The organism is Pseudomonas frederiksbergensis (assembly GCF_017114915.1).
Lineage (GTDB): Bacteria > Pseudomonadota > Gammaproteobacteria > Pseudomonadales > Pseudomonadaceae > Aquipseudomonas > Aquipseudomonas frederiksbergensis_I.
The window spans coordinates 59,111-77,640 of sequence record NZ_JAAUOE010000013.1; the positions used below are offsets into that span (position 1 = coordinate 59,111).

Genomic DNA, 18,530 nt, shown 5'->3' on the forward strand with positions numbered 1-18,530 from the left:
ACAGGGGGCGTTAAGTCATTGAGACCACGGCGCCCGGCGCGAATCGTTGAGGCCGATCAGATAACTGTCCCCGCCCAACTGATTCATTTGCTGGCGAATCCACCCGGCCCGCCTTGCAACGTAAGAGGTCGGATGGCTGGCGCTCCACACCCGAGGGTTCGGCAATACCGCCGCCAGTAAACTCGCCTGCTGCCGGGACAGCGAACCCGCACCCACACCAAAGTGATGGCGAGCTGCCGCTTCGGCGCCAAACACGCCTTCATCCCACTCGACGCTATTGAGGTACACCTCAAGAATCCGCTGCTTGGGCCAGAACACTTCGATCAGCCCGGTAAACCAGGCTTCCAGACCTTTACGCAACCAACTGCGGCCGGACCACAGAAACAGGTTTTTCGATACCTGCTGGCTCAGGGTGCTGGCGCCGCGAATCGAGCCGCCTCGCTCGTTATGGGCAAACGCCGCCTGAATCGCGCTGAAATCAAAGCCCCAATGCTCGGGAAACTTCTGGTCCTCACCGGCAATCACCGCGACTTTCAGGTTGTCGGAGATTTCATCCCAGGGTTTCCAGGTGCGTTGCAAGTCAATCGGCTCGCCGTCGAACCAGGATTCGATCTTGCGCTCGACCATCAGCGCCGTTCCCGGTGGCGGCACCACCCGAAACAGCAACACCAGCAATACGCTACCGCCCGCGAACCAGAGCAGGGCCTTTGTGAGACGACGGAAAATTATCTGCAGCATAGAGATGGCTTGGCCGAACCCGTTGAGCCGGCCATTATACAGACCCTGTTGATCGAGTCTGACTGGAGTTCTTCATGCTGCGTGGCTTTCTGATGCTGGCCGCTTTCTTCGGCTTCACCGGCGTTGCTTTGGGCGCATTCGCCGCCCACGGCCTGAAAAACCGCCTGAGCGCCGAGTACCTGGCAATTTTCCACACGGGCGTGACTTATCAACTGGTGCATACCCTGGCATTGCTGGGTGTGGCGCTGTTGGCCACGCAGATTCCCGGACGCCTGACCGCTTGGGCCGGCGCATCCTTTTCCATCGGCATTCTGTTGTTTTCCGGCAGTCTGTACCTGTTGACGATGACCGGCGTCAGCAAGCTCGGGATTGTTACACCCTTCGGTGGCCTGGCGTTTCTGGTCGGCTGGTTTTGCCTGGGGCTTGCCGCCTGGCGCTTGCAGCTTACCGCTTGACGCTTGTTGCTGACCTTTAGGTCATGATCGGGCTAGAATGCCAGCCCCTAAAATGATGGCGGCATTCGGCATGCGCATTCAGTTGAACGGCGAATCCCTTGAACTGCCCGACGGTGAAACCGTTGCGGCCCTGCTGACCCGTCTGGAACTGACCGGGCGCCGGGTGGCGGTCGAGCTCAATCTGGATATCGTCCCGCGCAGCCAGCACGCTGAAACCACGCTGAACGACGGCGACTCGGTCGAAGTGGTACACGCCATCGGCGGCGGCTAGTCGCCCGGCCCGAGCGGCCACGGAATCATTGTGCAAGAACCTCACCCCAACAGAGGATTTCCCATGAGCATCGTTCGTAGCGACAAGCCCTTCGTCCTGGCCGGTCGTACTTACCAGTCGCGTTTGCTGGTAGGCACCGGCAAGTACCGCGACATGGAAGAAACCCGCCTGGCCATCGAGGCCTCGGGCGCTGAGATTGTCACCTTCGCCGTGCGCCGGACCAACCTCGGCCAGAACCCGGGCGAACCGAACCTGCTCGAAGTCCTGTCGCCGGATCGCTACACCTTCCTGCCTAACACCGCCGGTTGCTACGACGCCATCGAAGCCGTGCGCACCTGCCGCCTGGCCCGTGAGCTGCTCGACGGCCACAATCTGGTGAAGCTGGAAGTGCTGGCGGATCAGAAAACCCTGTTCCCCAACGTGATCGAAACCCTCAAGGCCGCCGAAGTGCTGGTCAAGGAAGGCTTCGACGTGATGGTGTACACCAGCGATGACCCGATCATTGCCCGGCAACTGGCGGAAATCGGTTGCATCGCGGTCATGCCGCTGGCCGGTCTGATCGGTTCCGGCCTGGGGATCTGCAACCCGTACAACCTGCAGATCATCCTCGAAGAAGCGAAAATTCCGGTGCTGGTGGATGCCGGTGTCGGCACGGCTTCCGACGCCACCATCGCCATGGAACTGGGCTGTGAAGCGGTGCTGATGAACTCGGCCATCGCCCATGCCCAGCAGCCGATCATGATGGCCGAAGCCATGAAACATGCCATCGTGGCAGGCCGTCTGGCCTACCTCGCCGGCCGCATGCCGAAAAAACTCTATGCCAGCGCCTCCTCGCCGCTGGATGGTCTGATCAAGTAAGAGCCATTGATGACTGAATCAAACGACACGCCTATCCAGCAGGAAGAAGGCGAAGAGCGCCAACACCGCCGCATCAAGAGTTTCGTGATGCGCGCCGGGCGCATGACCGAAGGCCAGCAACGGGGCCTGGAGCAGGGTGCTCCGCTGTTCGTATTGCCTTTGGCTGATGCACCAGTGGATTTCGATCAGGTGTTCGGCCGCTCCGCGCCACGCTCGCTGGAAATCGGTTTCGGCATGGGCCATTCGCTGCTGGAAATGGCCGCGGCCTCGCCGGAGCAGGATTTCATTGGCGTTGAGGTTCACCGTCCGGGTGTCGGCGCGTTGCTCAATGGCGTGCTGACCCAGGGCCTGACCAACCTGCGTGTCTACGATTGCGATGCGATTGAAGTGCTCAACCGCTGCATCGCCGACAACAGCCTCGACCGCTTGATGCTGTTTTTCCCGGACCCGTGGCACAAGAGCCGTCATCACAAGCGTCGTATCGTTCAGGCGTCGTTCGCCGAACTGGTGCGCAGCAAGCTGAAGGTCGGCGGCATTCTGCATATGGCGACCGACTGGGAACCGTACGCCGAATACATGCTGGAAGTGATGAACGTCGCCCCGGGCTATAGCAACCTCGCCGAAGACGGCAAGTGTGTGCCGCGCCCGGCCGAACGCCCGATCACCAAGTTCGAACGCCGTGGCGAACGTCTTGGGCATGGGGTGTGGGATTTGAAGTTCGAGAAGCTGGCTTAAGTACAACGCTGTAAAAATTGTGGGAGCGAGCCTGCTCGCGATAGCGCCATGACATTCAACCTCTTCGTTGGCTGTCAGACCGCTGTCGCGAGCGGGCTCGCTCCCACATTTGTTTTGTGTTGTGTCTGAGGAGTCAGCGGCGATCAGCGACGACACCGATCAACACCAGCACCACCAACAACACCGGCGCCAGGCTGTAGTTGTTGAACTGGCTCAAGCCGCGCACCACCCATGGCGTGGCGTAGATCAGCGCTGCGCCGCTGCCGATGATGCACAGCAGGGACATCAGTGGCACGCGCAAGGCGCCGGCGATGCTGCCCAGACGCTGCTCGACCCAGCCTTTGAAATCCGCACCAAACAGCACCAGCAGGCAGCCCACCAGGGCCAGGGCGATTTCCGAGAGGTTGCTGCGGCTCCAGCGGGATACTGTGGCCAGCAGGTCGAGTATCAGATCCATTCGATTTCCTTATGTCAGAAATTTCTGCAGCAAGTCGTTGAGGAAGAGCTGTCCGCGCTCGGTGGCCGCCAGACGTGACGGTTCGACCTGTAACAGGCCGCTTTGTTCTGCGTCGCGACGACCTTCGGCGAGGCTGTCCAGTGTCATGCCCGTGCGTTCCGGGTACAGCCGCGATTCGACACCCTCGGTCAGACGCAGTGCGTTCATCAGGAACTCGAACGGCAGCTCTTCGTTGGTCAGGGCTTTCTCGCCGGCCTGGAAGCTCTTGGCCGGGTTGAGATAGTCCTTCGGCAGGCGGGTCTTCCAGGTGCGCACGATGCGTCCGTCCGGATGGCTGAGCTTGCCGTGGGCCCCGGCGCCGATGCCGATGAAGTCGCCGAAACTCCAGTAATTGAGGTTGTGCCGCGCCGGCCGGCCGGGAAGGGCATAGGCCGAGACTTCGTATTGTGCGTAACCGTGTTCGGCCAGCAGCGCTTGCCCGGCCTCCTGAATGTCCCACAATGTGTCGTCTTCCGGCAGCGTTGGCGGCTGGTTCCAGAACACCGTGTTCGGTTCCAGGGTCAGCTGATACCACGACAGATGTGTCGGTTTCAGGGCGATGGCTGTGCGCAGGTCCGCCAAGGCATCGTCCAGGGACTGATTCGGCAAGCCATGCATCAAGTCCAGGTTGAAGTTATCGAACCCGGCCTGCCGCGCCATGCCGGCGGCGCGTACCGCTTCGTCACCGTTGTGAATCCGTCCCAGGGCCTCGAGCTTTTCTTGCTGAAAGCTCTGGATGCCGATCGACAGGCGATTGATACCCAGCGCCCGGTAAGCGCGGAATTTCTCCTGCTCGAATGTCCCGGGGTTGGCTTCCAGGGTGATTTCGATGTCGCTGACGAACGGAATGCGTTGTTCGACGCCTTTGAGTAAACGGCCCAGAGCCTCGGCGCTGAACAGGCTCGGCGTACCGCCGCCGAAGAAGATCGAGCTCAGTTCGCGGCCATAGACCGCATGCAGGTCCTGATCGAGGTCGGCCAGCAAGGCGTCCACATACTCTTGCTCCGGCAGCACGGGGCTGGCGGTGTGGGAGTTGAAGTCGCAATAAGGGCATTTGCGTACACACCACGGGATGTGGATGTACAGCGCCAGGGGCGGCAGCACAGGCAAAGCGGCCCGAGGCGTTTGCGCGCCGCCGAAGATCAGCGGCGACGCGGATGATTCAATGGTCATTTCAGGCCCAGACGCTGGCGCAGCAGATCCATTGCACGGGCGCGGTGGCTGATCTGGTTTTTGTCGCTCGGGCTCAGCTCGGCGCTGGAGCACTCGCGCTCCGGCACCCAGAACAGCGGATCGTAGCCAAAGCCGTGTTCACCACTGGCCTGGGTCAGGATGCGCCCATGCCACAGGCCTTCGCAGAGAATCGGCAACGGATCGTCGGCATGACGCACCAGCGCCAATACGCAGACGAACTGCGCGCCGCGCTCGGTTTGTGGCACGTCTTTCAAGACGTCGAGCAGTTTGGCGTTGTTCGCCGCATCGCCTTTACCGTCGGCGTAACGAGCCGAATAGATACCCGGCGCACCGCCGAGAAAATCCACCGCCAGCCCCGAATCGTCGGCCAAGGCCGGCAGGCCGGAAATGCGCGAGGCATTGCGGGCCTTGAGAATGGCGTTCTCGACGAACGACAGGCCGGTTTCTTCAGGCTCGACGCGGCTGAACTCGCCGATCGAGCGCAAGTGCACCGATTCGCCGAGCATGGCCTGGAGTTCCTTGAGTTTGCCGGCGTTGTGGCTGGCCAGTACGAGTTGCGTGAAATTCATCATTGGCCGGGGAAGAGCTCTTGCTGGAAATTGATGGTGTTGATTTTGTCGCCAGTCTGCACCGTGATCTGGAACGTGCGGATCTCCTGCTGCGGTACCGAGAATTGGGCAATGTAGTAGACCGCGCCGGTTTCAGTGATCTGCTTGAACTTCAGGGGCACTGGAGCGCCGATCAGGTCCTTGACCGTCCCGCTGACTTGCGCCGTTTGCGGTTTGCCGTCCTTGAGTACGGAGACGTTGATCACGCCCTGGTTCTTACTGCGGGTCAGCTCGGCCGCTTTGGCGATATCCGGTGTCAGGAACGTGGAGTTGAAGGTGTTGTAGTGCACCGTCACGTCGCCAAAGGTTTCTTTACGCTCGCCTTTGATGACATCGGCGGCCATGGCGGTGACGCTCAGGCAGGCAGTGAGTAAAAACAGCGCTAGTCGACCCATGATCGTTCTCCTCGAAGTGTCGTGATTCAGACCGCGACCTTGTGGTCCGGCAGACCGGGGCTGCTGACGCGATAGATGCCGATCTCACCTAACAGATTAGGCCATAGCTTACTGGCCCACCCGTGTCGATGCTGTTGATCCACGGCAAGTCGATCAATGACCTTGGCTTCACGTTCGCGACACAGTGCTTCAAAGTCTTCGAAGGTGCAGAAGTGAATGTTTGGCGTGTTGTACCAGGTGTACGGCAGAAACTCCGACACCGGCATCCGGCCCTTGCTCGCCAGGTACCAGCGGCAGCGCCAGTGACCGAAGTTGGGGAAGGTGATGATGCACTGGCGACCGACCCGCAGCATTTCGTCGAGGATCTTGTCCGGGTAGTGCACGGCTTGCAGGGCTTGGGTCATGACCACGATGTCGAAGCTGTTGCTGGCAAAATTGCCAAGCCCCTTGTCCAGATCCTGTTCGATGACGTTGATGCCCTTGGCCACGCACTCGGCAATGTTGTCCGGGTCGTTTTCCAGGCCATAGCCGGTGACCTGCTTGTGGTCGCGCAGCCAGGTCAGCAGCTCGCCGTCACCGCAGCCGAGGTCGAGCACGCGGCTGCCGGCGGGGATCCATTCCTGGATGATTTCCAGATCGGCTCTCATGTCTTCCTCAAAGCGAAATACGGTTCATGTAATTGCCGAAGGCCTGCAAGTAACGCGGGATCGGAATCAGGAAGGCGTCGTGGCCTTGCGGAGCATCGATCTCCAGGTAGCAGACGTCTTTCCTGGCCGCCATCAGCGCGTCCACCAGCTCCCGCGAGCGGGCCGGGGAGAAGCGCCAGTCGGTGGTGAAGGACATCACGCAGAATTTTGCCTTGGCACCTTCGAAGGTTTTCGCCAGGTTATCGTCGAAGTTCGCCGCCGGGTCGAAGTAGTCCAGTGCCTTGGTCATCAGCAGGTAGGTGTTGGCGTCGAAACGTCCGGAAAACTCCTCACCCTGATAGCGCAGGTAGCTTTCGACCTGGAACTCGACGCTGTGGAAGTCGTAGTTGAGCTTTTCGCTCTTGAGGCCACGACCGAATTTCTCGCCCATGGAGTCGTCGGACAGGTACGTGATGTGCCCGACCATCCGCGCCAGCATCAGCCCGCGCTTGGGGATCACGCCCGCTTCCTGGAACGAACCGCCGTGGAACTCCGGATCGGTGAGGATGGCCTGGCGTGCGACTTCGTTGAACGCGATGTTCTGCGCCGACAGTTTCGGCGCCGAGGCGATGGCCAGGCAGTGCCGCACGCGGTCCGGGTAGGTGATGGTCCATTGCAGGGCCTGCATGCCGCCGAGGCTGCCGCCGATCACCGCCGCCCATTGGCCGATGCCGAGCAGGTCGGCGAGGCGCGCCTGGCTGTGGACCCAGTCTTCCACGGTCAGCACCGGGAAGTCGGCGCCGAAGGGCTTGCCGGTGTCCGGATTGATGCTGCTGGGGCCGGTGGAACCGTTGCAACCGCCGAGGTTGTTCAGGCTGACCACGAAGAACTTGTGGGTGTCGATCGGTTTGCCGGGGCCGATGCAACTGTCCCACCAACCGGGTTTGCGGTCGTCGGGGCTGTGGAAACCGGCGGCATGATGGTGACCGGACAAGGCATGGCAGATCAGCACGGCGTTGCTCGCCTTGGCGTTCAGTGTGCCGTAGGTTTCATAGATCAGGTCATAAGCTGCCAGCGAGCGCCCGCAGGCCAGGGCCAGGGGTTCACTGAAGTGCGCCACTTGCGGCGTCACCAGACCAACAGAATCGGGGGGGAAGGCAGCTGGCATCGACCCTGCTCTCATTGAAATGAGGCGTAAGTCTAAAGACCGCTGCCCGTAGCAGCAAGCGACGGCCAACGATCGTTCCCGCGCGGAGCGTGGGAACGATCAGGGTGGTGTCAGACCGGGTAGCTCCGGCAGCTTCTTCGGCGAACAAATCCGCACCCGCTTCTGCCGGTTCAACTCGCCACTGATCAAACTGACCTGGCTTTTGGAAACCCCGAACGCCTTGGCCAGAAACGCCATCAGATACGCATTGGCCTTGCCCTCGACCGGTGGCGCGGTCAGGCGGATTTTCAGGCGATCGCCATGCAGCCCGGCGAAATCATCGCTGCGGGCTGCAGGTTGCAGGTGACACTCCAGAATCAGGTCATCACCGTCCCAGCGAAAGTAGCTCACCGGATCAGATCAGCAGGCGCAGGATCTGCGGCATCATGGTCAAGGCCGCGAGGTTGTTGATCACCAGCATGTCGATCAGCTTGAGCGCCAGGAACGCAAAGATCGGTGACAGATCAAGGCCGCCGAGGTTCGGCAGGATCTTGCGGAACGGCGCCAGGGCCGGCTCGCAGATATCGTTCACCAGCTCGGCGCCCGGGTTATGGCTGCCCGGTGCGACCCAGGACAGGATCACGCTGATGATCAGGGCAAAGAAGAAAATCTTCATGAACAGCGCGGTCACGCCGATGAGCGACCAGATCAGCAATTGCAGCGGGTTGCCGGTGGTGCCGTAAGTCAGCAGCAGCGTCAGGGCCATCAATGCCAGTTGCACGAGAATCGCCAGCAACAGTGAAGACATGTCCAGGCCGAACAGGCTCGGAATGATCCGGCGCATAGGCTTGAGCAGTGGCTGGGTCGCTTTCACGGCGAACTGGCACAGCGGGTTGTAGAAGTTTGCGCGCACCAGTTGCAGCACGAAGCGCAGCAACACGATCAGCAGGTACAGACTGCCGAGGGTTTGCAGCACGTAGACCGCTGCAGTGTTCAATCCAATCATGAATGGCTCCTTATTGACCCAGTTGTTCGGCCATCTCGGCCGAGCGGTGCGCGGCGGCGCCGAGTGCTTTTTCCACCAGAGCTTCGAAGCCCCCGGCCTGGAACGACTTGATCGCCGCTTCCGTGGTGCCCGCGGGCGATGTCACGCGGCGACGCAGTTCAGCCGCGTCGACATCGCTGGCGACGGCCATGTGTGCGGCGCCCAACGCGGTTTGCACGGTCAGTTGTGCAGCGATTTCGGCTGGCAGGCCGAGTTTCACGCCAGCGGCGGTCATGGCCTCGATCAGCAGGAAGAAATACGCCGGGCCCGAGCCGGAAACGGCGGTAACCGCGTCCAGCTGTTGTTCTTCGTCCAGCCACAAAGCGGTGCCAACCGCCGACAACAGCTCTTGCGCTTGCTGGCGTTGCTCGGCGCTCACTTTGGCCGTGGCGTACAAGCCGCTCACGCCCTGGCGCAGCAGTGCCGGGGTGTTGGGCATGCAACGCACGATAGGCTGGGTGCCAAGCCAGTTGTTCATGCTGGCACAGGTGATACCGGCCGCAATCGATACCACCAGTTGATTCGGCTTGAGGCTTGGGCGGATGGCTTCGCAGACGGCTTTCATCGCCTGGGGCTTGACCGCCAGCACGACCACGTCCACGCCCTCGATGGCTTGGGTGTTGTCGGCAAACATTTCGATGCCGTGTTCGGCATGTACGCGGGCACGGGTTTCTTCACCCGGATCGCTGGCGCGGATCTGCGCGGCGTCCAGACCTTTGGCGCGCAGGCCGCCGATCAGGCTGGCGGCCATGTTGCCGGCACCGATAAAGGCAATACGAGTCTTGCTCATGTCAGGTCCTTATTAGAGAGGTGAGTCAGCCGCATTCAAGGCTGAGCGTAATCACGGGCGCCAAACAGGGCCGTACCGATACGGACCCAGGTGGCGCCTTGGGCAATGGCCGACTCAAGGTCGTGGCTCATGCCCATGGAAAGTGTGTCGAGTGGCAGGTTCAGGCTGGCTTGCAGGCTCTGCACGGCAGCGAAAGCGGCATCCTGGGCGGCACGATCTTCAGTCGGCTCGGGAATCGCCATCAAACCGCGCAATTTCAGACGCGGCAAAACACTGATGGCATCGGCCAGGGCGGGCAGATCGGCCGGGGTGCAGCCGGATTTGCTGGCTTCACCGCTGACGTTGACCTGGATGCAGATGTTCAAGGGAGGCAAATCGGCAGGCCGTTGTTCGGACAGGCGTTGTGCGATTTTCAGACGATCCACGGAATGCACCCAGTCGAAGTGCTCGGCGATAGCACGAGTCTTGTTCGATTGAATGGGGCCGATGAAGTGCCAGATCAAGGGCAGGTCGTCCAATTCGAGCTGTTTGCTCAAGGCTTCCTGCAGGTAGTTTTCGCCAAAGTCGCGGATCCCGGCGGCATAGGCTTCACGCAGGGCCTCGGCGGGCTTGGTCTTGCTTACGGCCAGCAACTGGATGCTGTTCTCGTCACGGTGGGCAGCGTTGGCTGCTGCCTGGATGCGTGAACTAACCTGAAGAATGTTGTCTGCTATCGTGGACATCAAGAGGCGCCAGCGGGTCTGAGGTTCGCGGCATTCTACTGGAATTGAGGAGCGCTATGGATATCACTGAGCTGCTGGCTTTCAGCGCCAAACAGGGGGCGTCCGACCTGCACCTGTCTGCCGGGCTGCCACCGATGATTCGTGTCGACGGCGATGTACGGCGTATCAATCTGCCGGCGCTGGACCACAAGGAGGTGCATGAGCTGATCTACGACATCATGAACGACCTCCAGCGGGTGGACTTCGAGAAGCATCTTGAAACCGACTTTTCCTTCGAAGTGCCCGGCGTGGCGCGTTTTCGGGTCAATGCCTTCAACCAGAATCGTGGTGCAGGCGCGGTATTCCGGACCATTCCGTCCAAGGTCCTGAGCATGGACGACCTGGGCATGGGGGAAGTGTTTCGCAAGATTACCGAATCGCCCCGTGGCCTGGTGCTGGTGACCGGCCCGACCGGTTCCGGCAAGTCCACCACGCTGGCGGCGATGATCGATTACCTGAACAGTCATCGCCATCACCACATCCTCACCATCGAAGACCCCATCGAGTTCGTCCACGAATCGCGCAAATGCCTGATCAATCAGCGCGAAGTCCATCGCGATACCCGCAGTTTCGCCACGGCCCTGCGCTCTGCCCTGCGTGAAGACCCGGACGTGATTCTGGTGGGGGAAATGCGTGATCTGGAGACTATTCGGCTGGCATTGACCGCCGCCGAAACCGGTCACCTGGTATTCGGCACGCTGCACACCACATCGGCGGCGAAAACCATCGACCGGGTGGTGGACGTGTTCCCGGGCGACGAGAAATCGATGGTGCGCTCGATGCTCTCCGAGTCGTTGCTGGCGGTGGTGTCCCAGACATTGATTAAGAAAATCGGCGGCGGGCGGATTGCCGCCCACGAAATCATGCTCGGCACCCCGGCGATCCGTAACCTGATTCGCGAAGACAAGGTGGCGCAGATGTACTCGTCGATTCAGACGGGAGGGTCGCTGGGGATGCAGACGCTGGATATGTGCCTGAAGGAACTGGTGGCCAAAGGCGTGATCAGCCGCGAGCATGCGCGGGAGAAGGCGCGGTCGCCGGATAACTTCTGACGGGAAGTTGATCGTTCCCACGCATGGGAACGATCAGTGTCGAATCAGCGCTGAACAACCCGCAATGCGTTCTGTTCTTTAGGCAGAACCCGCTTGGCAACCACGTAGTGGCTTTCCCAGTACGGTTTCTTCAAGGTGTCGATGCTCACCGACTTGCCACGACGTGGCGCGTGGATGAAACGGTCGTTACCCAGGTAGATGGCAACGTGATTGACCCGGCGGCTCTTGAGTTTGAAAAAAATCAGGTCGCCCGGCTTCAAATCATTGCGATCGACTTTCTCGCCATGACCGCTGGCCATGGCATTGGAGGTCCGCGGCAGGTCGAACGTGGCGTCGTTGAACGCGTATTTCACCAGACCGCTGCAATCGAACCCTTTACTTGGGCTGCTGCCACCCCAACGATAAGGTGTGCCGAGGACGTTGACCGCGCGGCTCAACACATTGCTGCTTTCCTTGCTCGCCATCGGCGGAACCAGCTTGCTGTTGGCGCTGCTCAGTTGGGTGGAACGTTGTACGGTCTGTTTGTTTTTGCTCGAAGGAGCAGAAACATGGGATTTTGGAGTGTAACCATTAACGTTAGGAAGACGTTGCTCACGATTGGTGGCGTGGGCGGCCAGGGGCAATAATAGGCAAATGGTTAGCCATGTCTTGAAAAATGGACGCATTAGGCAAGGCTCGTATGGGTTAGCGCGCAACTTTATAACAGCTTTTTTGTCCCTTCCGAGGCCGTTGGTCGATTCAACCTTGGGGTCAACGGAACCAAATAAGCGGTAATTTGGCGCAATTGTCGGACACAAGTCAGGTGTTACAAGGCTTTGACGGGGCCCAAGGTAGCATTCGCCGTATGTCGGCTGCCTGTAAAAAAGTCACAAAGAATTCAAGAATATTTCTCTATCGCGTGAATCGAGGTCATCCATGAACACCTATCGACATCCGGTTTCACAGCAAGACACACACAGCAAAGTAATCGGTTACCTGCTGTGGATTTTCGGTTTTACCGGGGCTCACCGCTTCTATTACGGCAGGCCGGTGACCGGGACTATCTGGTTTTTCACCTTCGGCTTGCTGGGCATCGGCTGGTTGATTGACCTGTTTCTGATCCCGGCCATGGATCGTGAAGCGGACCTGCGCTTTACCGCCGGCCCCATCGAATACAACGTTGCGTGGATTCTGCTGACGTTTCTTGGGGTATTGGGTGTACACCGGATGTATCAGGGCAAGTGGATCAGCGGGTTGCTGTACCTGCTCACGGGCGGGTTGTTCTTTCTGGGGGTGTTGTATGACTTCTGGACACTGAATGACCAGATATCAGTTCGTAATGCGCAGAACAGAGGTGCCTTCCAGTAAGCTGTGGCGAGGGAGCAAGCTCCCTCGCCACAGGTTTTATGCCTGGTGACTGATCCGACCGTCCACCAGGGTATAACGCACCACGCCCGGCAGGCTGTGGCCAATGAACGGGCAGTTTTCGCCCTTGGACAGCCAGGTTTCACCCGCCACGGTCGAAGCCGCCGGGTCGAACAGCACGATATCCGCCGCACCACCCACCGCCAATTTACCCGCCGGCAGGCGCAATGCCTCGGCAGGGCCGGCGCTCAAGCGAGCGAGCAGGGTTGGCAGGTCGAGCAAACCGTCCTCCACCAAGGTCATCGCCAGCGGTAACAGCAGTTCAACGCTGCTGATGCCCGGTTCGGTCGCGCCGAACGGTGCCAGTTTGGCATCGCGCTCGTGAGGCTGGTGATGGCTGGAGATGGCGGATACCACGCCGGATTTCACCGCTGCCCGCAGGCCATCGCGGTCCGCACGAGTGCGCAGCGGCGGCTGGACGTGATAGAGGCTGCTGAAGTCGATCAGCGCTTCGTCGGTGAGGATCAACTGATACAACGCCACGTCCGCCGTGACTTTCAGACCGCGGGCCTGGGCCTGAGCGATCAATGCCACGCCGCGTGCGCTGGTGAGCTGGCTGAAGTGCGCACGCACGCCGCTTTGCTCGACCAGCAGCAGATCCCGGGCCAGGGCCACGGTTTCGGCGGTTTCCGGAATGCCCGGCAGACCGAGGAAACTGGCGGTCGGGCCTTCGTGGGCCAAGCCACCGTCGGCCAGATCATGGTCCTGCGAGTTGAAAATCACCGTCAGGTCGAACGTCGCCGCATATTCCAGCGCCCGGCACAGGGTGCGGGTGTTGTGGAAGCTCTCCAGACCGTTGCCAAAGGCCACGCAGCCGGCATCGCGCAAGGCAACGAGCTCTGCAAGCTGCTCGCCGTCCAGGCCTTTGCTCAGGGCGCCGATCGGGAACACTTTGGTGTTGCCGGCCTCGCGGGCGCGGTCGAGGATCAATTCAGCCACGGCCGAGGTGTCCAGCACCGGTCTGGTTTTCGGCGGGCAGCACAGGCTGGTCACGCCACCGGCCGCGGCGGCGCGGGTTTCGCTGGCGATCGAGCCTTTGCGGCTGTAGCCCGGCTCGCGCAGGGCGACGTTCAGGTCAACCAGGCCCGGGGCGGCCACCAGGCCTTTGGCGTCGATGGTTTCTACAGCAGTGAAACCGGCAGGAGCGGCGCCAAGGGCGACGATTTTGCAGGCTTCAACGTGGATATCAGTCACTTGATCCAGGCCGCTGGCCGGATCGATAACGCGTGCGCCGAGAATGCTGAGCTTCACTGGGCGTTCTCCTGCTCGAATTGGCGCTGGGCTGTTTGCCCGCTCATGGCCATGGACAGCACGGCCATACGAATTGCGATGCCGTAGGTCACCTGGTTGAGGATCACCGAGTGCGGACCATCGGCCACCGCCGACTCAATCTCCACTCCACGGTTGATCGGCCCCGGGTGCATCACGATGGCATCGGGCTTGGCACCGGCCAGGCGCGCGGTGGTCAGGCCGAACAGGCGGTAGAACTCGCCTTCGCTCGGCAGCAGACCGCCGGTCATGCGTTCACGCTGCAGGCGCAGCATGATCACCACGTCGACGTCTTTCAGGCCTTCGGTCATGTCGGTGTAGACCTTCACGCCGTACTGCTCGATGCCGATCGGCAGCAGGGTTTTCGGCGCGATCACGCGGATGTCCGGGCAGCCGAGGGTTTTCAGGGCCAGCATGTTCGAGCGCGCTACCCGCGAGTGCAGGATGTCGCCGACGATGGCCACCGAGAGGTTTTCGAAGCCGCCCTTGTGCCGACGAATGGTGAGCATGTCGAGCATGCCCTGGGTCGGGTGCGCGTGACGGCCGTCGCCGCCGTTGATGATCGCCACTTGCGGGCACACATGCTCGGCAATGAAGTGCGCCGCCCCGGAATCACCGTGGCGCACGACGAACATGTCGGCGGCCATGGCTTCCAGGTTGCGCAGGGTGTCGAGCAGGGTTTCGCCCTTGCTCGCCGACGATGTCGACACGTTCAGGGTGATCACGTCGGCCGACAGCCGCTGGGCCGCCAGCTCGAAGGTGGTGCGGGTGCGGGTGGAGTTCTCGAAGAACACGTTGCACACGGTCTTGCCGCGCAGCAACGGGACTTTCTTCACCGCCCGGGCGCCGACTTCGAGGAACGAGTCGGCGGTGTCGAGGATTTCCGTCAGCAGCTCGCGGCGCAAACCGTCGAGCGAGAGGAAGTGGCGCAGCTGGCCCTGATCATTGAGCTGCAGCGGGCGCTTGGTTTCTAGAGGCGTCATCGCGAGGGGGACTCTCAATAGGGCGAATTAAAGGGCGAGGTCTTGCAGTTCGAGCTTGAGTTCCGGGCCGGACAGCTTCACCCGTTCGTGGGCCGCCAGCGCCAGGGTCGCACCGACCACGTTCGGGCGGATCGGCAGCTCACCGGCGTCCAGGTCCAGCAGGCACACCAGCGTCACGCTGGCCGGGCGGCCGTAGTCGAACAGTTCGTTCATCGCGGCGCGGATGGTCCGACCGCTCATCAGCACGTCATCGATCAGCACCAGGTGCTGGCCTTCGATCTCGAATGGCAGCGCCGAAGGACGCACTTGCGGGTGCAGGCCGCTCTGGCTGAAGTCGTCGCGGTAGAAGGACACATCAAGGGTGCCCAGCGGCGCGTCGCTGCCCAACTCCTTGAGCAACGCCTGAGCGACCCAGATGCCACCGGTCCGAATACCGATATAACGCGGTTCGCTGATGCCACGGTTTTCCAGGTAAGCCTTGAGACGGATCGCCATCTGGCTGATCAGTTCGGCGGGATTAGGCAGGCTCATGGTTTGCTCCTTCTTGGTCCCGAGCCCGCTTTGTGGGTATGGCGCGTGGGTAGGGCTCGGGTTGTAGCTAAGGGAGCCGCCGTAGCGACTCTTCAGAATCAGGTGCTGGAGGATTCGAACAATGCGGTGTTTTCGTCGAGCCAGCCTTGCAGCAACAGTGCGGCGGCGATGGCATCAACCGGGTTGTCGCGGTAACTGCCTTTCTGGCCGCCACGGACCAGGCGTTCACCCTTGGCTTCGAAGGTGGTCAGGCGTTCATCGTGAGTATAGAAGGGCAGGTTGTAGCGGCCGTTCAGGCGGCGGGCGAACTTTTCGGCCCGCAGGCACATGTCGCTGGGTGTGCCGTCCATGTTCAGCGGCAGGCCGACCACCACAGCGTCGGGTTTCCACTCTTTGATCAGGGCTTCGACCTGATTCCAGTCGGGAATGCCGTTTTGTGCCTTCAAGGTGCACAGCTCGCGGGCCTGGCCGGTAATCACCTGGCCGACCGCCACGCCGATCTGTTTGGTGCCGTAGTCGAACCCCAGAATCAACCGCAGAGCCATCAGGCGTGCCCCGCCTGGCTGGTGAGCAGGCTGAGGTTGATACCCAGGTGCCTGGCCGCCGCTTCGAGACGCAATTCGCTGCTGGTGTTGAACAGAATGTCGGCATGGAACGGGCAAGTCAGCCAGGCGTTGTCGGCCAGTTCGGCTTCCAGTTGCCCGGCTTCCCAACCGGCATAGCCGAGGGTGATCACACTTTTCGCGGGGCCGACGCCGTCGGCGATGGCGAACAGCACATCCTGGGAGGTCGACAGCGACAACTCGCCATCCAGATCAACGGTAGCCTGATAGGTTTTCCCCGACGGGTGCAGGACAAAACCACGATCGGTTTGCACCGGGCCGCCGATAAAGATCGGCACGTGCTGGCAGAGCGCTGGCGGTTCGATATCGGGGCGCAATTGCTCGAGGATATCGGCCAGGTTCAGGTCCTGCGGACGGTTGACCACCAGCCCCATGGCACCATTGGCCGTGTGCTCGACGATGTAGGTCAAGGTGTGCGCAAAGTTCGGGTCGGCCATGTGAGGCATGGCGATCAGGAAGTGATGCTTGAGGTAGCTGGGGCTGACGTTCTTCATGAGCGCTAGTGTGGCGTTGGAGGGGCGAACTGACAAGCTGAGGATGCACAGGAAATGCCCGAATACCCCTGACAGCACCGATCCAATGTGGGAGCGCTGGTCAATTACTGGACAACCGGTCCCCACGGGCAAACTTCCAGGTGCGGATGATTTCCAGACGATCGATATCCGACAGATCCCCGGTAAAGGGTGCGAACGGCGCGGCCAGCCTTACGATACGTTGGGCCGCCTGGTCCAGCAGCGGCTGTCCGGACGATTCCAGCACCAACACTTCATACAGCGAGCCGTCGCGGTTGATCGAGACCATCAGGCGCAAATTGCCGTAAATCTGTTTGCGCCGGGCTTCGTCGGGGTAATTGAGGTTGCCGATGCGCTCGACCTTCTTGCGCCATTCGTCCTTGTACCAGGCGCCCTTGTCACGCATGGTCGACGCGGCGCTCAAACGGTGAATGCGCGGGCGCTTGGCGTACAGCTGTTGTTCATTGGCCAGTTCCGCTTCCAGGCTGGCGATGTCGCTGGACAGCTGCGAGCTGTCGAAGGTCGGTGCCTCGATCTTGGGCTTGATCTCGGTCTTGACGTCTTCCTGCTTGGCCGCGGCTTTTTTCGGCTTCGGCGCGACGGTCGTCACGGCTGCCTTGGGCGCGGCTTCCTGCACTTGAGGTTTGGCGGTGGGCGGCGGGGTGACCTTCTGCACCTGGTTGTCCTGGAAGGGCGCGACCTCGGTGGTCTTGGGGATCGCCTTTTTCTCCAGGGTGCCACTGCCTTGCTGATTCTCTTGAGCGAGAAAATCGGCTTTCTTGGGCTTGGTTTCACTTTTGAAGGTGGCGAGGGTGATTTCCAGGGTTTTGCTGATTTGCTTGGGTTCGACCATGGTGAACCCGACGCCCAACAACAAGGCCAGGTGAATCAGCGCCGCGAGAAACAGGGTAAAACCGAGGCGATCAGCCGGACGCACGCCACGATGGGCGAGTTCAGCGGGCAGATCGGACGGGAGTGTCATGACAAGAAAACCAACATCGCGTTTTTTACAGGCCGGCGATGATAACGCAATGTTGGTCGGTTCTTGGCTGTTCTCGATCAACGAGACTTGAGCTTCTGATCGATGGCATCCATCAACTGGCCGCCGATGTCGGTGCCGAACGCGTTATCGATCTCGCGAATGCAGGTCGGGCTGGTGACGTTGATTTCGGTCAGGTGCTCGCCGATCACGTCGAGACCCACGAACAGCAAGCCTTTCTCACGCAGGGTCGGGCCGACTTGTGCGGCGATCCAGCGATCCTTGTCGGTCAGCGGACGGGCTTCGCCACGACCCCCGGCGGCGAGGTTGCCACGGGTTTCGCCGTGGGCGGGAATCCGGGCCAGGCAGTAATCCACCGGCTCGCCGTCGATCATCAGGATGCGCTTGTCGCCATCGACGATCGCCGGCAGGTAACCCTGGATCATGATCTGCTGCTTGCCATGCAGGGTCAGGGTCTCGAGGATCACCGACAGGTTCGGGTGGCCAGCGGTGTGACGGAAGATCGACGAACCGCCCATGCCGTCCAGCGGCTTGAGGATCACGTCACCGTGATGGTCGGCGAATTCACGCAACACGTCCGGGCGGCGGCTGACGATGGTCGGCGGCGTGCACTGCGGGAACAGCGTGGCGAACAGTTTTTCGTTGCAGTCGCGCAGGCTTTGCGGCTTGTTGACCACCAGCACGCCGGCGTTTTCGGCCTGCTCCAGCAGGTAAGTGGAGTAGACGAATTCCATGTCGAACGGCGGATCCTTGCGCATCAGGATCACGTCCAGATCGCTCAGCAGTGAATCGGATTCGGCGCCCAGTTCGAACCACTTATGCGGGTCGGCGAAGACTTTCAGCGGACGCATCCGCGCGCGCGCCTGGCCCTCGGCCTGATACAAATCGCGCTGTTCCATATAGAACAGTTCCCAGCCACGCTTTTGCGCGGCCAGCAGCATGGCCAGCGAGCTATCCTTTTTATAGGAGATGCCGGCGATGGGGTCCATGACAATCCCGACGCGAACGCTCATGGGGTTTTCCTCGAAATTGGGGTG

At 61.0% G+C, this 18,530-nt stretch carries 25 protein-coding genes; 6 read left to right on the plus strand and 19 right to left on the minus strand.

Going from position 1 to position 18,530, the window contains the following annotated elements; translation table 11 throughout:
* Positions 1 to 15 precede the first annotated feature (15 nt).
* Entirely contained in the window at positions 16 to 738 is a 723-nt protein-coding gene (gene mtgA / locus HCU66_RS12205; protein WP_205888724.1) for a monofunctional biosynthetic peptidoglycan transglycosylase, read from the minus strand.
* 74 nt (positions 739 to 812) lie between these two features.
* Between mtgA and HCU66_RS12210 the strand changes: the two genes are divergently transcribed.
* The 4 genes from HCU66_RS12210 (at position 813) to trmB (ending at position 3,057) form a co-directional block, all read left to right on the plus strand.
* Entirely contained in the window at positions 813 to 1,193 is a 381-nt protein-coding gene (locus HCU66_RS12210; protein ID WP_205888725.1) for a DUF423 domain-containing protein, read from the plus strand.
* 70 nt (positions 1,194 to 1,263) lie between these two features.
* A complete protein-coding gene (gene thiS / locus HCU66_RS12215) occupies positions 1,264 to 1,464 on the plus strand; it encodes a sulfur carrier protein ThiS (protein WP_007897898.1) in 201 nt (66 codons plus the stop codon).
* A gap of 63 nt (positions 1,465 to 1,527) precedes the next feature.
* Positions 1,528 to 2,322 (plus strand): thiazole synthase, encoded by a 795-nt coding sequence (locus HCU66_RS12220; protein WP_007939343.1) that lies wholly within the window; start codon positions 1,528 to 1,530, stop codon positions 2,320 to 2,322.
* Positions 2,323 to 2,331: 9 nt separating this feature from the next.
* Positions 2,332 to 3,057, plus strand: coding sequence for a tRNA (guanosine(46)-N7)-methyltransferase TrmB (gene trmB / locus HCU66_RS12225; protein ID WP_205888726.1), 726 nt, complete (start codon positions 2,332 to 2,334; stop codon positions 3,055 to 3,057).
* A 133-nt stretch (positions 3,058 to 3,190) separates the two neighbouring features.
* On the opposite strand, the gene HCU66_RS12230 is transcribed toward trmB, so the two are convergent.
* The 10 genes from HCU66_RS12230 to HCU66_RS12275 form a co-directional block, all read right to left on the minus strand.
* On the minus strand, positions 3,191 to 3,514 hold the full coding sequence (locus HCU66_RS12230) for a DUF3392 domain-containing protein (protein ID WP_205888727.1): 324 nt from the start codon (positions 3,512 to 3,514) through the stop codon (positions 3,191 to 3,193).
* 9 nt (positions 3,515 to 3,523) lie between these two features.
* Positions 3,524 to 4,726, minus strand: coding sequence for a radical SAM family heme chaperone HemW (gene hemW, locus HCU66_RS12235; protein WP_241015468.1), 1,203 nt, complete (start codon positions 4,724 to 4,726; stop codon positions 3,524 to 3,526).
* Positions 4,723 to 5,319 carry an RdgB/HAM1 family non-canonical purine NTP pyrophosphatase gene (rdgB, locus tag HCU66_RS12240; RefSeq protein WP_205888728.1) on the minus strand — a complete coding sequence of 199 codons (597 nt, stop codon included), beginning with the start codon at positions 5,317 to 5,319 and terminating at the stop codon, positions 4,723 to 4,725. The genes hemW and rdgB overlap by 4 nt, the downstream gene beginning before the upstream one ends.
* Complete coding sequence (locus tag HCU66_RS12245) at positions 5,316 to 5,750, minus strand: DUF4426 domain-containing protein (protein WP_205888729.1); 435 nt, start codon at positions 5,748 to 5,750, stop codon at positions 5,316 to 5,318. The genes rdgB and HCU66_RS12245 overlap by 4 nt, the downstream gene beginning before the upstream one ends.
* Positions 5,751 to 5,776: 26 nt before the next feature.
* Positions 5,777 to 6,397 carry a methionine biosynthesis protein MetW gene (metW, locus tag HCU66_RS12250; protein WP_007939351.1) on the minus strand — a complete coding sequence of 207 codons (621 nt, stop codon included), beginning with the start codon at positions 6,395 to 6,397 and terminating at the stop codon, positions 5,777 to 5,779.
* A gap of 7 nt (positions 6,398 to 6,404) precedes the next feature.
* Complete coding sequence (metX, locus tag HCU66_RS12255; protein WP_205888730.1) at positions 6,405 to 7,544, minus strand: homoserine O-succinyltransferase MetX; 1,140 nt, start codon at positions 7,542 to 7,544, stop codon at positions 6,405 to 6,407.
* 99 nt (positions 7,545 to 7,643) lie between these two features.
* Positions 7,644 to 7,934 carry a DUF167 family protein gene (locus HCU66_RS12260; protein ID WP_205888731.1) on the minus strand — a complete coding sequence of 97 codons (291 nt, stop codon included), beginning with the start codon at positions 7,932 to 7,934 and terminating at the stop codon, positions 7,644 to 7,646.
* A 4-nt stretch (positions 7,935 to 7,938) separates the two neighbouring features.
* The gene (locus HCU66_RS12265) at positions 7,939 to 8,529 is read right to left on the minus strand and encodes a YggT family protein (protein ID WP_205888732.1); all 591 of its coding nucleotides are present in this window, start codon (positions 8,527 to 8,529) and stop codon (positions 7,939 to 7,941) included.
* A gap of 10 nt (positions 8,530 to 8,539) precedes the next feature.
* The gene (gene proC, locus HCU66_RS12270) at positions 8,540 to 9,358 is read right to left on the minus strand and encodes a pyrroline-5-carboxylate reductase (protein WP_205888733.1); all 819 of its coding nucleotides are present in this window, start codon (positions 9,356 to 9,358) and stop codon (positions 8,540 to 8,542) included.
* Positions 9,359 to 9,393: 35 nt separating this feature from the next.
* On the minus strand, positions 9,394 to 10,080 hold the full coding sequence (locus tag HCU66_RS12275; protein WP_205888734.1) for a YggS family pyridoxal phosphate-dependent enzyme: 687 nt from the start codon (positions 10,078 to 10,080) through the stop codon (positions 9,394 to 9,396).
* Between the two features lie 56 nt (positions 10,081 to 10,136).
* Between HCU66_RS12275 and HCU66_RS12280 the strand changes: the two genes are divergently transcribed.
* A complete protein-coding gene (locus HCU66_RS12280) occupies positions 10,137 to 11,171 on the plus strand; it encodes a type IV pilus twitching motility protein PilT (RefSeq protein WP_205888735.1) in 1,035 nt (344 codons plus the stop codon).
* A 44-nt stretch (positions 11,172 to 11,215) separates the two neighbouring features.
* On the opposite strand, the gene HCU66_RS12285 is transcribed toward HCU66_RS12280, so the two are convergent.
* The gene (locus HCU66_RS12285) at positions 11,216 to 11,836 is read right to left on the minus strand and encodes a C40 family peptidase (protein ID WP_205888736.1); all 621 of its coding nucleotides are present in this window, start codon (positions 11,834 to 11,836) and stop codon (positions 11,216 to 11,218) included.
* 250 nt (positions 11,837 to 12,086) lie between these two features.
* Here HCU66_RS12285 and HCU66_RS12290 point away from each other — a divergent pair, with 250 nt between their 5' ends.
* The gene (locus tag HCU66_RS12290; protein WP_205888737.1) at positions 12,087 to 12,518 is read left to right on the plus strand and encodes an NINE protein; all 432 of its coding nucleotides are present in this window, start codon (positions 12,087 to 12,089) and stop codon (positions 12,516 to 12,518) included.
* A gap of 36 nt (positions 12,519 to 12,554) precedes the next feature.
* On the opposite strand, the gene HCU66_RS12295 is transcribed toward HCU66_RS12290, so the two are convergent.
* From HCU66_RS12295 to gshB, 7 genes are all read right to left on the minus strand, one after another.
* Positions 12,555 to 13,826: a dihydroorotase gene (locus HCU66_RS12295; RefSeq protein WP_205888738.1), complete on the minus strand. Its 1,272-nt coding sequence runs from the start codon at positions 13,824 to 13,826 to the stop codon at positions 12,555 to 12,557.
* Complete coding sequence (locus tag HCU66_RS12300; protein WP_007939362.1) at positions 13,823 to 14,827, minus strand: aspartate carbamoyltransferase catalytic subunit; 1,005 nt, start codon at positions 14,825 to 14,827, stop codon at positions 13,823 to 13,825. Before HCU66_RS12300 ends, HCU66_RS12295 begins: the two co-directional genes overlap by 4 nt.
* Before the next feature lie 27 nt (positions 14,828 to 14,854).
* Positions 14,855 to 15,358 carry a bifunctional pyr operon transcriptional regulator/uracil phosphoribosyltransferase PyrR gene (gene pyrR, locus HCU66_RS12305; RefSeq protein WP_205888739.1) on the minus strand — a complete coding sequence of 168 codons (504 nt, stop codon included), beginning with the start codon at positions 15,356 to 15,358 and terminating at the stop codon, positions 14,855 to 14,857.
* A 98-nt stretch (positions 15,359 to 15,456) separates the two neighbouring features.
* Positions 15,457 to 15,903, minus strand: coding sequence for a Holliday junction resolvase RuvX (gene ruvX / locus HCU66_RS12310; RefSeq protein WP_018928712.1), 447 nt, complete (start codon positions 15,901 to 15,903; stop codon positions 15,457 to 15,459).
* Entirely contained in the window at positions 15,903 to 16,475 is a 573-nt protein-coding gene (locus tag HCU66_RS12315) for a YqgE/AlgH family protein (protein ID WP_205888740.1), read from the minus strand. The genes ruvX and HCU66_RS12315 overlap by 1 nt, the downstream gene beginning before the upstream one ends.
* Before the next feature lie 100 nt (positions 16,476 to 16,575).
* A complete protein-coding gene (locus HCU66_RS12320; protein ID WP_205888741.1) occupies positions 16,576 to 17,475 on the minus strand; it encodes an energy transducer TonB in 900 nt (299 codons plus the stop codon).
* 77 nt (positions 17,476 to 17,552) lie between these two features.
* Positions 17,553 to 18,506: a glutathione synthase gene (gene gshB / locus HCU66_RS12325; RefSeq protein WP_205888742.1), complete on the minus strand. Its 954-nt coding sequence runs from the start codon at positions 18,504 to 18,506 to the stop codon at positions 17,553 to 17,555.
* Positions 18,507 to 18,530: the final 24 nt, after the last annotated feature.